Origin of the sequence: Methyloversatilis discipulorum (genome assembly GCF_000527135.1) — a bacterium.
Lineage (GTDB): Bacteria > Pseudomonadota > Gammaproteobacteria > Burkholderiales > Rhodocyclaceae > Methyloversatilis > Methyloversatilis discipulorum.
The window spans coordinates 2,787,587-2,801,744 of the sequence record NZ_AZUP01000001.1 but is presented as its reverse complement, the minus strand read 5'-3'; the positions used below and the strand labels follow the sequence as shown (position 1 = coordinate 2,801,744).

At 67.2% G+C, this 14,158-nt stretch carries 15 protein-coding genes; 10 read left to right on the top strand and 5 right to left on the bottom strand.

Annotation, left to right across the window (positions count from 1 at the left end; translation table 11 throughout):
* The first annotated feature begins 12 nt into the window (after positions 1-12).
* From METFAM1_RS0113045 to METFAM1_RS0113020, 6 genes are all read left to right on the top strand, one after another.
* Positions 13-2,016 (top strand): TonB-dependent receptor, encoded by a 2,004-nt coding sequence (locus METFAM1_RS0113045; RefSeq protein ID WP_024300686.1) that lies wholly within the window; start codon positions 13-15, stop codon positions 2,014-2,016.
* Positions 2,017-2,219: 203 nt separating this feature from the next.
* Positions 2,220-3,428: an STAS domain-containing protein gene (locus METFAM1_RS0113040; protein WP_019915757.1), complete on the top strand. Its 1,209-nt coding sequence runs from the start codon at positions 2,220-2,222 to the stop codon at positions 3,426-3,428.
* A gap of 67 nt (positions 3,429-3,495) precedes the next feature.
* Positions 3,496-4,035: an ATP-dependent protease subunit HslV gene (gene hslV, locus METFAM1_RS0113035; protein ID WP_019915756.1), complete on the top strand. Its 540-nt coding sequence runs from the start codon at positions 3,496-3,498 to the stop codon at positions 4,033-4,035.
* Positions 4,036-4,061: 26 nt separating this feature from the next.
* A complete protein-coding gene (gene hslU / locus METFAM1_RS0113030) occupies positions 4,062-5,384 on the top strand; it encodes an ATP-dependent protease ATPase subunit HslU (RefSeq protein WP_019915755.1) in 1,323 nt (440 codons plus the stop codon).
* Between the two features lie 35 nt (positions 5,385-5,419).
* Complete coding sequence (locus METFAM1_RS0113025; protein ID WP_019915753.1) at positions 5,420-5,899, top strand: disulfide bond formation protein B; 480 nt, start codon at positions 5,420-5,422, stop codon at positions 5,897-5,899.
* A 125-nt stretch (positions 5,900-6,024) separates the two neighbouring features.
* A complete protein-coding gene (locus tag METFAM1_RS0113020) occupies positions 6,025-7,347 on the top strand; it encodes an NAD(P)/FAD-dependent oxidoreductase (RefSeq protein ID WP_019915752.1) in 1,323 nt (440 codons plus the stop codon).
* A gap of 68 nt (positions 7,348-7,415) precedes the next feature.
* Here METFAM1_RS0113020 and METFAM1_RS0113015 read toward each other — a convergent pair whose 3' ends face one another.
* The 5 genes from METFAM1_RS0113015 to gpmA all read right to left on the bottom strand — a co-directional run bounded on the left by METFAM1_RS0113015 (position 7,416) and on the right by gpmA (position 12,238).
* Positions 7,416-8,168 carry a HesA/MoeB/ThiF family protein gene (locus METFAM1_RS0113015; RefSeq protein ID WP_019915751.1) on the bottom strand — a complete coding sequence of 251 codons (753 nt, stop codon included), beginning with the start codon at positions 8,166-8,168 and terminating at the stop codon, positions 7,416-7,418.
* A gap of 54 nt (positions 8,169-8,222) precedes the next feature.
* Complete coding sequence (locus METFAM1_RS0113010; RefSeq protein WP_019915750.1) at positions 8,223-8,684, bottom strand: hypothetical protein; 462 nt, start codon at positions 8,682-8,684, stop codon at positions 8,223-8,225.
* A 65-nt stretch (positions 8,685-8,749) separates the two neighbouring features.
* Complete coding sequence (locus METFAM1_RS0113005) at positions 8,750-10,138, bottom strand: S41 family peptidase (RefSeq protein ID WP_019915749.1); 1,389 nt, start codon at positions 10,136-10,138, stop codon at positions 8,750-8,752.
* A gap of 58 nt (positions 10,139-10,196) precedes the next feature.
* Positions 10,197-11,420: a murein hydrolase activator EnvC family protein gene (locus METFAM1_RS0113000; RefSeq protein ID WP_019915748.1), complete on the bottom strand. Its 1,224-nt coding sequence runs from the start codon at positions 11,418-11,420 to the stop codon at positions 10,197-10,199.
* Positions 11,417-12,238: a 2,3-diphosphoglycerate-dependent phosphoglycerate mutase gene (gpmA, locus tag METFAM1_RS0112995; RefSeq protein WP_019915747.1), complete on the bottom strand. Its 822-nt coding sequence runs from the start codon at positions 12,236-12,238 to the stop codon at positions 11,417-11,419. The genes METFAM1_RS0113000 and gpmA overlap by 4 nt, the downstream gene beginning before the upstream one ends.
* Before the next feature lie 264 nt (positions 12,239-12,502).
* On the opposite strand from gpmA, the gene METFAM1_RS0112990 reads away from it, so the two are divergent.
* Genes METFAM1_RS0112990 through METFAM1_RS0112975 form a run of 4 tightly spaced genes read left to right on the top strand, consistent with a single transcriptional unit; the run spans position 12,503 to position 14,144 of the window.
* Positions 12,503-12,919 (top strand): rhodanese-like domain-containing protein, encoded by a 417-nt coding sequence (locus METFAM1_RS0112990; protein ID WP_019915746.1) that lies wholly within the window; start codon positions 12,503-12,505, stop codon positions 12,917-12,919.
* Positions 12,920-12,923: 4 nt separating this feature from the next.
* On the top strand, positions 12,924-13,181 hold the full coding sequence (grxC, locus tag METFAM1_RS0112985; RefSeq protein ID WP_019915745.1) for a glutaredoxin 3: 258 nt from the start codon (positions 12,924-12,926) through the stop codon (positions 13,179-13,181).
* Between the two features lie 34 nt (positions 13,182-13,215).
* Positions 13,216-13,698, top strand: coding sequence for a protein-export chaperone SecB (gene secB / locus METFAM1_RS0112980; protein WP_019915744.1), 483 nt, complete (start codon positions 13,216-13,218; stop codon positions 13,696-13,698).
* The gene (locus tag METFAM1_RS0112975) at positions 13,698-14,144 is read left to right on the top strand and encodes an SH3 domain-containing protein (protein WP_019915743.1); all 447 of its coding nucleotides are present in this window, start codon (positions 13,698-13,700) and stop codon (positions 14,142-14,144) included. The genes secB and METFAM1_RS0112975 overlap by 1 nt, the downstream gene beginning before the upstream one ends.
* Positions 14,145-14,158 lie beyond the last annotated feature (14 nt).

The window sequence follows — 14,158 nt, the reverse complement described above, 5'->3', positions numbered from 1 at the left end:
GGGGAGAACTTCATGCAGATCCATCGTTTTGTCGGCGGCGCCCTCGCGGCAGCCGCTTCCGTGTCCTTTTCCGTTCCGGTCTTCGCCCAGGCCATCCAGGACCTTCCGGCCATCGTCGTCACCGGCAATCCGCTGGGCAGCGACCTGTCCGATCTCGTCAGCCCGGTGTCGGTGATGGACGATCACGACCTCACGCTGCGCGGCGCCAGCACGCTGGGCGAGACCGTCGGCAATCTGCCGGGCGTCAGTTCGACCTGGTTCGGCCCGAACTCCAGCCGGCCGGTCATCCGCGGTCTCGACGGCGACCGCGTGCGCATTCTCGGCAACGGCGGCGCCACCGTCGATGCGTCCTCGCTGTCCTTCGACCACGCGACCACGGTGGATCCGCTGGTGGTCGAGCGGGTCGAGGTGGTGCGTGGCCCGGCGGCGCTGATGTACGGCGGCAACGCGGTCGGCGGCGTGGTGAATGCGCTCGACAACCGCATTCCGCAGTCGCCGATGAGCGGCGCCAGCGGTCGCGTCGATGGCATCGTCGGCGGCGCCGACTCGACCCGTGCGCTGGCCGGCCGCGTCGAGTTCGGCAAGAACGGCCTCAATCTGCACGCCGACGGCTTCACCCGCTCGACGTCCGATCTGCGCATCCCCGATGGCCGGCTGCGCAATTCGGCCGCCGACACCGAGGGTGGCGGCTTCGGCGCTTCCTTTGCCGGCGAGCGCGGCTATGTCGGTGCCTCCTACGGCGTGTTCGACTCGACCTACGGCACGGTGGCCGAAGAGTCCATCACGATAGACATGCGCAGCGAGCGCTGGGACCTCGCCGGCGAACTGCGCGAGATTGACGGCTTCATCACCGGCGTCAAATTCCGCGCCGGCCATACCGACTACAAGCACGTCGAACTGGACGACGGCTCGCCGGAGACGCGCTTCTTCAGCAAGGGCACCGACCTGCGGGTCGAGGCGGCGCACGCTCAGCTCGGCCCCTTCCGCGGTGTGGTCGGCGTGCAACTCGACAGCAGCGAGTTCTCGGCGCTGGGCGACGAGGCCTTCGTGCCGCCGACCGATACCGACACGCGCGCGCTCTTCCTGTTCGAGGAAACCCGCGTCGGCGACCTCAAGCTCACTTTCGGTGGTCGCGTCGAGCGGGTCGAGGTCGGCAGCGACGGCGGCGGCCCGGACGATGCGAACAATCCGGGCACGCCGCGTTTCGACCCGGCGCAGGAACGTCGCTTCACCGCGCGCAGCGCTGCCTTCGGTGCGGTCTATCCGCTCAACGACACCTTCTCGGTCGCCACCCAGCTGGCGCACACCGAGCGCGCGCCGACCTTCTATGAACTGTTCGCCAACGGCCCGCACGCCGCCACCGGCAACTACGAGGTCGGCAATGCGGCGCTGGACAAGGAACAGTCGAACTCGATCGACGCCCAGCTGCGCATCAAGCGCGGCGAGCACAGCGGCAGCATCGGCGTGTTCCACAGCCGTTTCCGCAACTTCATCGCGCTCGCCGGAACCGGCAACCGGCGCGAAGAGGACGGCCTGATCGATCCGGCCGGCGAACTGCCCGAGTTCGCCTACCAGGCGGTACCGGCCAAGTTCTACGGGCTGGAGGCGCAGGCCCATCTGCTGCTGTGCCGCTGTGCCGGCGAGCTGCATCTCGACCTGCAGGCCGACATGGTGCGCGCCGCCAACCGCGATACCGGCGAGCCGCTGCCGCGCATCGCGCCGGTACGCGGCATGGCGGCGCTGAACTGGCACCGCGAGGCGCTGAACCTGCGGCTGGAGGTGCAGGGCGCGCGCCGGCAGGACCGGGTCGACGACCTTGGCACGCCGACTGCCGGCTACGCGCTGGTCAATGCCTTCGCCAGCTACGGATTCCAGGCGGCCGGCGTGAACTGGGAGGCCTGGCTGCGCGGCAACAACCTGTTCGACACCGAGGCGCGCAACCACGTGTCCTTCCTCAAGGGCATCGCGCCGATGCCGGGCCGCAGCATCATGGCCGGCCTGCGCGCCACCTTCTGACCTTTGTCCGGTGCGTCACGGGTGTGGTGAATGCCGCGCCCGTCGCGCCTGGGCGCCGATTTCTGCCCTTGCAGCACCTTGTCACGTCTTCTTACGCCTTCGGGGGTGCCGCCGGCCACGGTTGAAAGGTAAAGTTACCGATCGTTGCAGTTGTGAATCGATGCGCCGTTAATTACGGTTCGCGCCCCGATCCGGACCCATCCGTGGCTTTTTCCTTCTTCAAGAAAACACCTGCGCCGCAGGTCGAAACCCGCAAGCCGGTGCGACCGACCGCACCGGCTGCCGGGACGGCCACCGCGTCGCGTCCGCCCGACAGCATGCCGGCCAGCGATCCGCCGTCGTCGGCGGGGCTGATGTCGCTCGATTTCGTGTCGCGCGATCCGCTGGAAGGCGCCCGTCGTACCGGCAAGGGCGAGCTGCAGGTGCAGGACGTGTCCAGCGGGCTGCACCCGGTGGTCGAGGAAGCGGCCATGCTGTTCGCCAACGGTGACGACGAGGCCGCGCTGTCCACGCTGGAACGCGCCACCTTCGGCGATCTCGGCAGTTCGACCGAACAGGTGTGGGCCATGCTGTTCGACCTCTGCCACGCGCTCGGCCGTGTCGACGCCTTCGAGGCGCATGCGCTGGCCTACGCCGAGCGCTTCGAACGTTCGGCGCCGGCGTGGCCGGCGTCCCCATCGCGCGGCGTGACCTCGGGCCCGCCCACGCTGACGCTGGCGGGCAAGCTGACCGCAGCCAGTCGCGCCTCCATCGACCAGATCGACCGCCTGTGTTCAAAGGCGCACGTAGTGCGGGTGGATGTCGCCCGTCTGCACGACGTGGACGAAGAAGGCGCGCGCATGCTGCTCGACGTGCTGGTTGCGCTGCGCCGCTGCGGGCACGGCGTGGCCATGCTCAGCGCCACCGTACTGCGCGACCTGCTGGCGCCGCGCATCGAGCCGGGCAAGGCCGAGGGGCCGGCGCAGTGGCTGCTCTATCTGGAGGCGCTGCAGCAGCTGGGCGACGAAGCCAATTTCGAGGAATTCGCGATCCAGTACGCGGTCACTTTCGAACTGTCACCGCCGTCGTGGGACGCCCGCTGGGTGTCGTCGGTGCTCGCGCCGGCCGCGGCAGAACCGGCGCCGGTCGAGAAGAATGCGCGCATCGCGCTGCGCGGCGAAATCGTCGGCGCCCGTCAGGACGCCTTTGCCGTGCTGCAGGCGGCCGACCTGCCGCAGGGGGTCATGAAGGTCGATTGTTCCGAGCTCTGCCGGATGGACTTCATCAGCGCCGGCCTGCTGTTCAACGTGATCACCGCAGTGCAGGCGACCGGCCGCCAACCCCGTCTGGTCGATGTGCGGCCGATGGTGGCGGCGCTGCTGCTGCTGATCGGTGTCGCCGCCGTGGCGGAAATCCAGCAACGCCGCTTCTAGCGCCACCGGCGCCCTGCTGCGCATGGTTTAAAGTGCGCAACCTCCGCGGCATTTTTCGGGAATAGCGATGGAACAGTATCACGGCACCACCATACTTTCGGTGCGTCGCCCGGGTCAGGTCGCCCTCGGTGGCGATGGCCAGGTGACGCTCGGCAACATCGTCGTCAAGGCGACCGCGCGCAAGGTGCGGCGGCTGTATCAGGGCCGCATCCTGGCCGGCTTCGCCGGCGGCACGGCGGACGCCTTCACGCTGTTCGAGCGCTTCGAATCCAAGCTGGAGAAGCATCAGGGCAATCTGCTGCGCAGCGCGGTCGAACTGGCCAAGGACTGGCGCACCGACCGCATGCTGCGCCGGCTGGAGGCGATGCTGGCGGTGGCCGACCGCGAGTCCTCGCTCATCATCACCGGCAACGGCGACGTGCTCGAACCCGAAGGCGGCATCGTCGCCATCGGCTCCGGCGGCGCCTACGCACAGTCGGCGGCGCGTGCGCTGGTCGAGAACACCGAGCTGTCGGCGCGCGACGTGGTATCGAAGTCGCTCGGCATCGCCGGCGACCTGTGTATCTACACCAACCAGAGTCACACCATAGAAAGCATCGAGTGGTGAGCGCCGTGACCCCTGCGGATCAAGTCATGACCCCTTCCGAAATCGTGTCCGAACTGGACAAGCACATCGTCGGCCAGACGCGCGCCAAGCGCTCGGTGGCCGTCGCGCTGCGCAACCGCTGGCGCCGCGCCCAGGTGGCCGAGCCGCTGCGCAGCGAAATCACGCCGAAGAACATCCTGATGATCGGGCCCACCGGCGTCGGCAAGACCGAAATCGCGCGCCGGCTGGCCCGTCTGGCGAACGCGCCTTTCATCAAGGTTGAGGCCACAAAGTTCACTGAAGTGGGCTATGTCGGCCGCGATGTTGACACCATCATCCGCGATCTGGTCGAGATCGCGATCAAGGATCTGCGCGAGCGGGCGATGAAGGCGGTACGTACCCGCGCCGAGGACGCCGCCGAGGACCGCATCCTCGACGTGCTGCTGCCGCCGGCGCGGCCGGTCGGCTTCGGTGTCGATGCGCCGGCGACCGACGAGAGCGGCACGCGGCAGAAATTCCGCAAGAAGCTGCGCGAGGGTGAACTGGACGACAAGGAGATCGATATCGAGGTGGCGGTGGCGCCGGCGACGATGGAAATCCTGACGCCGCCCGGCATGGAGGAGCTGACCGGCCAGCTGCAATCGATGTTCCAGAACATGGGCTCGCAACGCCGGCGCAGCCGCAAGATGCCGATCCGCGAGGCGCTGCGCGTACTGACCGACGAAGAGGCAGCGCGCCTGATCAACGAAGACGAAGTGAAGCAGCAGGCGCTGGTTGCGGTCGAGCAGAACGGCATCGTGTTCCTCGACGAGATCGACAAGGTGGCGTCGCGCTCCGACCACGGCGGTGCCGATGTTTCGCGTCAGGGCGTGCAACGCGACCTGCTGCCGCTGGTCGAAGGCACGACGATCACGACCAAGTACGGCATGGTGAAGACCGACCACATCCTGTTCATCGCCAGCGGCGCCTTTCACCTGTCGCGGCCGAGCGACCTGATTCCCGAGCTGCAGGGGCGTTTTCCGATCCGCGTCGAGCTGGAATCGCTGTCGGTCGATGACTTCGAACGCATCCTGACCGCCACCGACGCCTGCCTCACCCGCCAGTACGCCGCACTGCTGGAAACCGACGGCGTCACGCTGGATTTCGCGCCGGACGGCATCCGCCGGCTGGCCGAGGTGGCGTGGTCGGTGAACGAGCGCACCGAGAACATCGGTGCGCGCCGGCTGCACACGGTGATGGAGAAGCTGCTGGAGGAGGTGTCCTTCGACGCCGGCCAGCACGCCCGCTCGCTCACCATCGATGCCGCCTACGTGGACGCCCGCCTGGGCGAACTGGCGCAAAGCGAGGATCTTGCGCGCTACGTGCTCTGACGCACCGGCTGACCCAACAACGAGAACGAGTCCCGATGACCCCGATTGCCCGTACGCGCATCTATTTCCTGCTGTCCTACTTCTGTTTCGGTCTGCTCGCCTTCGCGCTGTGGCTGCAGCACGTCGAGCGGCTGGCGCCCTGCCCGCTGTGCATCCTGCAGCGCTACGCCTTTTTCGGCGCCGGCGTGTTCTTCCTGCTCAGCGGCCTGTTCGGCGGTGCGCTGGCGCGCAGCGGGCTGTGGGTGTCGGCGCTGATCGCGGCGGCCGGCGCGGCGGTGGCCGGGCGTCACGTCTATGTGCTGTACAACCCGTCGGTCAGCTGCGGCCTCGATCCGGTCGAGGACTTCGTCAACAGCCTGCCGCCGGCGCAGTGGTTTCCGCAGGCCTTTTTCGCCGACGGTGCATGTGGCGCCAAGCTGCCGCCGATACTCGGCCTCGACCTTCCCGAGTGGTCGCTGCTGTGGTTGAGCGTGCTGGCCGTCGTCGCTGTGCTGCTTTCGTTGCGCCGCGGCTGAACACACTGGGCGGTCGACTGTTCCGCCGCCATGACACCCGGAGCCCCGCCCTGCACAAGCGGCGGGGGCTGTAGCAGAATGCGCCGTCCGCTCCCGTGCAGGGCGGGCTTCGCTCCGAGGAGATCATGAATAATTCCAAGAAACCCGTCATCGTGGTGGTCGGCGGCGGCGCCGGCGGCCTCGAACTGGTCACCCAGCTCGGCGACCGCTACGGCGCCAAAGGGCAGGCCGACATCGTGCTGGTCGATGCTTCGCCCATCCACATCTGGAAACCGCATCTGCACGAAGTCGCCGCCGGGCGCATGGACATGCACATGCACCGGCTGGAGTATGTCGCGCAGGCGCGCTGGCACAACTTCGAGTTCCAGATGGGCCGCATGACGGCCATCGATCGCAGCCGCAAGACCATCCACATCGAGGCAGTGGCCGACTTCGACGGCGAACCGATGCTGCCCGAGCGGGAGCTGCACTACGACTACCTGGTGATCGCCATCGGCAGCACGGTGAACACCTTCGGCATTCCGGGCGCCGACGAACACACGATGGCGCTCGACACCACGCACGACGCCGAGCGCTTCCGGCAGAAGCTGGTCGCTGCCTGCATGCGCGCGGACGCGCGTGCCGAGCGCGGCGAGCCGCACGAAGTGTCGATCGCCATCATCGGTGCCGGTGCGACCGGCGTTGAACTGTCGGCCGAACTGCGTCACACCAGCAAGGTGTTGCGCGCCTTTGGCGTGCACAGCATGGACCCGCGCCAGGACGTGCGGATCACCTTGATCGAGGCGGCCGACCGCGTGCTGCCGGCGCTGCCGGCGCGCATTTCGGCATCAGCCGAAGAGCTGCTGCGCGGCATGGGCATCGACGTGCTGAAGTCAGAGCGGGTCAGCGAGGTGCGTCACGACGGGCTGGCCACCGCCAGCGGCCATTTCATCCGCGGCGACCTGATGGTGTGGGCGGCCGGCATCAAGGCGCCCAACATGCTGTCCGGCTTCGGCGGGCTGGAGTCGAACCGTATCAACCAGCTGGTGGTGGATGACCACCTGGTCACCACGCACGACCCGGACATCTACGCCTTCGGTGACTGCGCGGCCTGTGAGTGGCTGGGTGGCGAAGGCACGATTCCGCCGCGCGCGCAGGCGGCGCACCAGCAGGCCAGCTATCTGGTGAAGATCTTCGCCATGCGGCTCGAAGGCAAGGGCGACCCCGGTCCCTTCCGCTACAAGGACTTCGGCTCGCTGGTGTCGCTCGGCAAGAGCGGCGCCACCGGCAACCTGATGGGTGGCGTGGTCGGCGGCAGCATGTTCATCGAAGGTCTGGTCGCGCGCATGATGTACCGCTCGCTGTACCAGATGCACCAGATCGCGCTGCACGGCTGGATCAAGAGTTCGCTCGACGCGGTGGCCCGCTTCATCAAGCAGAGCACCGAGCCGCACGTGAAGCTGCACTAGTCTTTTAGGGGCTAGGGGCTAGGGGCTAGGGGCTAGGGGCTAGGGGCTAGGGGCCAGGGGCCAGGGGTTCAGGCCCCCTCGCCACAGACGGCGCAGCCGGGGTCGCGCGGCAGGCTGATGCTGCGCCACTCCATGCCCAGCGCGTCCAGCAGCAACAGGCGGCCGGCCAGTGTGCGGCCGGTCTGCGCCAGTATCTTCAGCGCCTCGGCCGCCTGCACCGTGCCGATGATGCCGGTCAGCGGCGCGAACACACCCATCACTGCGCAGCGTACCTCTTCGACTTCGCCGCCTTCCGGAAACAGGCAGTGATAGCAGGGGGCGTCTGGCTCGCGGCTGTCGAATACCGATACCTGGCCGTCGAAGCGGATGGCCGCACCGGAGACCAGCGGCGTGCGGGTCGCCACGCAGGCGCGGTTGATCGCGTGGCGGGTGGCGAAGTTGTCGCTGCAGTCGAGCACGACGTCGGCGGCGGCGATCTGTTCAAGCAGTTCGTCGCCGGTCAGGCGCTTCTTCAGCGCGATCACCTCGGTGCCCGGATTGATGTCGTGCAGCGTTTCGCGCGCCGATTCCACCTTGGCGCGGCCGACCGAGTGTTCGCGGTGCAGGATCTGCCGCTGCAGATTGGTCAGATCGACCTCGTCGTCGTCGGCGATCACCAGCGTGCCGACGCCGGCCGCCGCAAGGTAGAGCGCCGACGGGCAGCCGAGGCCGCCGGCACCGACGATGAGGGCACGCGAGGCGAGCAGCCTGTCCTGTCCTTCGATGCCTATCGGGTCGAGCAGGATGTGGCGGCTGTAGCGCAGCAGTTGCTGGTCATTCATGAAAGGTTGACCGCCGGCGGATGCGGCGGTGTGTAGCGGTGGGAAAGCGGGCGGTCAGCGGTACTCGCGCAATTCGCTCGGCGTGTCGTCGTGATCGCCGTGCGGGTGGTGCTGCCAGGCCTGGACGTAGATTTCGTTCGACTTCTTGATCAGTCGTTCCGGCTGCTTCAGGTTGCGCAACTGGGTGTCTTCGCAGAAATAGAGCATGGTGCGGATCAGCCGCATCTTCAGCGAACCGTCGAGCACGAAGCCGTGCGCGCGCAGTGCCCGCTCAATGCTGCGGAAGCTGTGGTCCGTGAGGCTGTACTCGATGGCGACGATACGATCGCCCTGGGCGGTGACGGAGATGCCGCCGACCGCGGCGAGCAGCGCGAGCGCTTCGTCCACGCGACGCGGGCAGCGGCGACAGAAACGCAGTTCGCGGTGCTTCATCAGGCCGGCCTGGGGGCCGTATCCGGGCTTGCGCGGCGCGCGGTGTTCGCGGCCGAAACGACGCTGGCTGGCATGTGCGACCATGGTTCAGCTCCTGCATCCGGCGGCGATCCGGAGATCGCCGCACGGCCCACCGCGGACGGCGGGCCTCAGTTTTTCTGGATGATCTGCAATCCCTTCAGCAGATTCAAGGCCTGGGTGAACTGGTAATCCGATGCGGTGGCGAATTCGAACGGCGCGGCCGGCTTTTCGTCTTCGTCCTCATCCTTTGCTGGCTTGCCCTTGGCGCCGACTGCGGGCTTCGGCGCCGCCTCTTCCGGTTCCTTGTCGTTGCCGAGGTGACGGTCGAGATCGGCTTCGCGCAGGCGGATGCCGCCGCCGCTGCCATTCGGCGTTTCTTCGACGATGATGTCCGGCACGATGCCCTTGGCCTGGATCGAGCGGCCGTTCGGCGTGTAGTAACGCGCTGTCGTCAGCTTGATCGCGGTGTTGTTGGCCAGCGGCATGATGGTCTGCACCGAACCCTTGCCGAAGGTCTGGGTGCCCATGATGACCGCGCGCTTGTGGTCCTGCAGTGCGCCGGCGACGATTTCCGAGGCTGAGGCCGAACCCGAATTGACCAGCACGACCATGGGTACCGACTTGGCGCCGGCCGGCAGCGTGGCGAGGTAATCGTCGCGCGATCCGCGCAGGTAGTCTTCCGGCGCGGCGATGAAGCGGCGCTTGGCATCTTCGGTGCGGCCGTCGGTCGATACCACGGTCGCCTTCGGCGGCAGGAAGGCGGCCGATACGCCGACCGCGCCGTGCAGCAGGCCGCCCGGGTCGTTGCGCAGGTCGAGCACCAGGCCCTTCAACTCGCCATCCTTGTACAGCTTGCCGATGTGCTTGGCGAGGTCTTCGGCGCTGGCTTCCTGGAACTGGGTCAGGCGCAGATAGCCGTAGCCGGGCTCGACCAGCTTGGATTTCACCGACTGCACCTTGATGATTTCGCGCGTCAGCGTGACCTCGATCGGCTTGGTTTCACCCTTGCGCGCGATGGTCAGGCGGATGCTGGTATCCGGCTTGCCGCGCATGCGCTTGACCGCGTCGCTCAGCGTCAAACCCTTGGTCGAGGTGTCGTCGAGCTTGATGATCAGGTCGCCCGCCTTGACGCCGGCGCGGAAGGCCGGCGTGTCCTCGATCGGCGACACCACCTTGACGAAGCCGTCTTCCATGCCGACCTCGATGCCGAGGCCGCCGAATTCGCCCTGGGTGCCGGCCTGCAGATCCTTGAACGCGTCCTGGTCGAGATAGGCCGAGTGCGGGTCGAGACCGGACAGCATGCCGCTGATCGCGTGGGTGATCAGCTTCTTGTCATCGACCGGCTCGACATAGCCCGACTTCACCGCATTCAGCACGTCGGCGAACTGGCGCAGTTCCTCGACCGGCAACGTGCTGCCGACCGGCTTGTTCGCGTTGGCGGAGAAATTGAGACTGAGCAGTACCCCGGCACACAGTCCGATCATGACCAGCCCGGTTTGCTGCAGCTTCTTTTGCATCGATTGCACTCCGCATATTTTTAGGCCGGAACGGATGCCGCACCGTCCTCGGTGCAGCCTAGCGAGCAACCCATTTCAGCGGGTCCAGCGCCTGTCCCTGATGCCGCAATTCAAAGTATAAACCCGATTCCGAAGCCCCACCGCTGGCGCCTATCGAGGCGATCACCTCGCCCGCGCGCACCGTTGCGCCGACCGACTTCAGCACGGCTTCGTTGTTGCCATAGACGCTCAGATAGTTGTCGCCGTGATCGACGATGACCAGGTTGCCGAAACCGCGCAACCAGTCGGCGAACACCACGGTACCGGCAGCCACCGCCTTGACGTCGCCCGCCGCTGCGCGGATGAAGATGCCGCGCAGCGGTGTTCCGCCATCCGCGCCTTGGGCACCGAAGCGGCGCGCAAGTTCGCCACTGGCTGGCCAGGGCAGGCGACCGCGCAGCTTGGGGAAGGCAACGCCGCCGTGATCGACCGGTGTCGACTGCACGACCGGGCCGCGGCTTTCGCGGCCGGCCGGCGCTGGCGCATCGTCGGCCGGGCTTGCCGCGGGTGTCTTCGGCGGTGTGCTGCGGGCGCTGCGCCGCGACAGCGATTCGATCAGCCGGCTCAGCCGCGCCTCGTCGCGCTTGAGCTGGGCCAGTTCCTTGCGCTCGGTGCGCAACTGGGTGGCGATGCGGTCGAGCACCTTGCGCCGCACGTCGTGTTCGGACTGCAGCTTGCCGCGCTCGCGCTCGCGTTCCGCTTCCAGTGTGCGGATTTCGTCGAGCTGGGCGTCCTGCTGCGCCAGCAGTTCGCGCTGGCGGCTCAGCGTCGCGCGGTGTTCGTCCATCAGCTTGAGCTGGCTTTTCGACAGGCTGCGCAGGTAGTGCAGGTCGCGCGCGCTCTGGTTGGGGTCGGTGCCGGACAACAGGTGGCGCAGCGCATCGGCTTCACCGGCGCGCTGGTGGCCGCGCAGCAGTTGTGCCAGTTGCGACTGCTGGGTGCGCAGCCGTTCCTCGCCGGCGGCAACGTCCTTGCGCGTCTGCGTCAGCGCGCTTTCGACCGCCTTGCGGCGGCCGGCGATATCGCGCAGCGCACGGCTGGCGTCGGAAATGGCCTTTTCCGAGCTGCGCAGCTCGTCGCGGGCTTCGCGGTGGGCGCCTTCCGACTGGTTAAGTTCATCGCGCAGCGCTTCCATGCGCTGCTGCAGCGCGCGCAGCTGTTCCGGGCTGGACTGGACTGCGCGCTCGGCGAGGGCGGTTCCGGGCAGCGTGCATAGCAGCGCCCGGATCAGCCAGCGCTTCACTCCATCCACGGTGCGCGCTGTTCGGCCGTCTGCGGCTCTTCGGCTTCGGGGATGGGCGGGCGCTGGCGCTGCGGCACGGCGCGGCTCTGGTTGGCCACGGCGTCGATGGCGGCGCGGATGGCTTCCTGGTCGCCGAGGTAGTAGTGGCGGATCGGCTTCAGGTTTTCGTCCAGCTCGTACACCAGCGGCTGGGCGGTCGGGATGTTCAGGCCCAGGATGTCCTGTTCCGACACGTTGTCGAGGTACTTGATCAGCGCGCGCAGGCTGTTGCCGTGGGCGACGATGAGCACGTTCTTGCCGGCCTTGATCTGCGGCGCGATCTCGGCGTCCCAGAACGGGATGACGCGGGCCACGGTGTCCTTCAGGCATTCGGTGCGCGGGAACTGCTCGTCCGGCACTTCGGCGTAGCGCGGGTTCTTGCGATCGAGGCGCGGATCGTCCTCTTCCAGCGCCGGCGGCGGCGTGTCGTAGGAGCGGCGCCACACCAGCACCTGTTCCTCGCCGAACTTCTGCGCCGTCTGCGCCTTGTTCAGACCCTGCAGCGCGCCGTAGTGACGCTCGTTCAGGCGCCAGGTCGGACGGATCGGAATCCACATCAGGTTCAGTTGTTCGAGCGCGACGTAGAGCGTCTTGTTGGCGCGCTTGAGCACCGAAGTGAAGGCCATGTCGAAGCGGTAGCCTTCGCGGTTGAGCAGGCGGCCGGCTTCGCGGGCCTCGATTTCGCCTTTGTCGGTCAGACCGACGTCGGTCCATCCGGTGAAACGGTTTTCCTTGTTCCAGACGGATTCGCCGTGGCGCAGCAGAACGAGCTTGTACATATCGGGTGGGCTATGTGTGAAGGGCGCGGCGCCCCGGTGAGACGTGCTGCACTGCGGACTCGTGGTCTGCAGGTGGACTGACCGCGCTTGGGCTAAAATGCGCATTTTCCCAGAAAACGCAGCGCGCGGCCCCGTAAAAATTCGACAGACGATGACATGTCGGAACATCCGCGTTGCCGGATGACACGATCCCGGCGATGATGCGGACCCCGTTACAGCGGACCGCCTGCCGCGAGCCCCACAGCCTGCCAGCACCTCTCTCCCATGGAATTCCTGACTCACAACAACAATTACCTCTGGGCCATTTCGGCCCTGATCAGCGGCGTCGCGCTGCTCGTCATGACGCTGCGCACGAAGACCTCCGGACCGCGCCTTACGCCGGCGCAGGCGACGCAACTGATCAACCGCGAGGACGCCCAGGTGATCGACGTGCGCGAACAGCCCGAATGGGCCAAGGGCCGCATCGCCGGTTCGCGCCACATCCCGGTCGGCCAGCTCGACCAGCGCATCGCTGATCTGGAGAAGTTCAAGGAGCGCCCGCTCATCGTCGTCTGCGCCAGCGGCATGCGTTCCGCCAGCGCCTGCTCGACGCTGCGCAAGGCCGGTTTCGAAAAGGTGTTTGCACTCGACGGCGGTATCGGCGCCTGGGAACAGGCCGGTCTGCCACTGACCAAGAAGTGACGCGATGGCACACGTACTGATGTACACCAGCGGCTACTGCCCCTACTGCGTGCAGGCGGAGCGCCTGCTCGTGTCCAAGGGCGTGACCGACATCGAGAAAGTGCGGGTCGACACCGATCCGGCACGGCGTACTGAAATGATGGAGAAAACCGGCAGGCGTACCGTGCCGCAGATCTACATCGACGACTTCCATGTGGGCGGGTGCGACGATCTGCACGCACTCGACCGCGAAGGCAAGCTGGACCCGCTGCTGCAGGCCTGACCTGCGGCGTTCATCACCAACCGAGAAGCGAAAAATGGCCGACGAAGCAGTGCAACCCCAACAGCCCCAGGGCCCGGTGTTCTCCATCGAGAAGGTCTACGTGAAGGACCTGTCGCTCGAAGTCCCGAACGCCCCGGAAATCTTCCTCACCCGCGAAAACCCGAACGTCCAGATCCAGCTGCAGACGGAAGGCAAGGCGGTGCAGGACGGCGTGTTCGACGTGACGCTGACGGTCACCGTCACCGCCAAGATCGGCGAGAAGACGATGTTCCTGGTCGAAGTGCGCCAGGCCGGCATCTTCCAGATCCGCAACGTGCCGCAGGAAGACCTGCAGCCCATCCTCGGCATCGCCTGCCCGAACATCCTGTTCCCGTACGCCCGCGAAAGCGTGTCGGACGCGGTGAACCGCGCCGGTTTCCCGCCGGTCGTGCTGGCGCCAGTCAATTTCGAAGCGCTCTACCAGCAGCGCGCGCAGCAGGCCGCAGCCGGCCAGGACGGCGCGCCGACGGTTCAGTGATGAAGCGTATCGCGCTGGCGGCGCTGGCCGCCTTCGCCATCGCCCCGGCCGCCCAGGCGGCGGGGCTCGAATATCGCTCGCTTGCCGACGTCGCCGTCATGTACGACGCGCCGTCGAAGCAGGCGCGCCAGCAGTACGTGATCGCGCGCCAGACGCCGGTCGAGGTGGTGCGCACGCAGGCCGGCTGGGTCAAGGTGCGTGAGCCGGGTGGCATGCTCGCCTGGGTCGAGTCATCGGCGCTGTCGCCACAGCGCACCGTCATCGTCAGCGTCGACAAGGCACGCATTCTGGCCAAGCCGGACGACAATGCAGCGCTCGTGTTCGAAGCCGAGCGCCGCGTGCTGCTCGAACCGGTGTCCGAACCGGCGCCGGCCGGCTGGGCGCGCGTGAAGCACCGTGACGGCCAGAGCGGTTTTGTCCGCATCGGCCAGGTGTGGGGCCTGTGAGCCCCGCCCGCCGC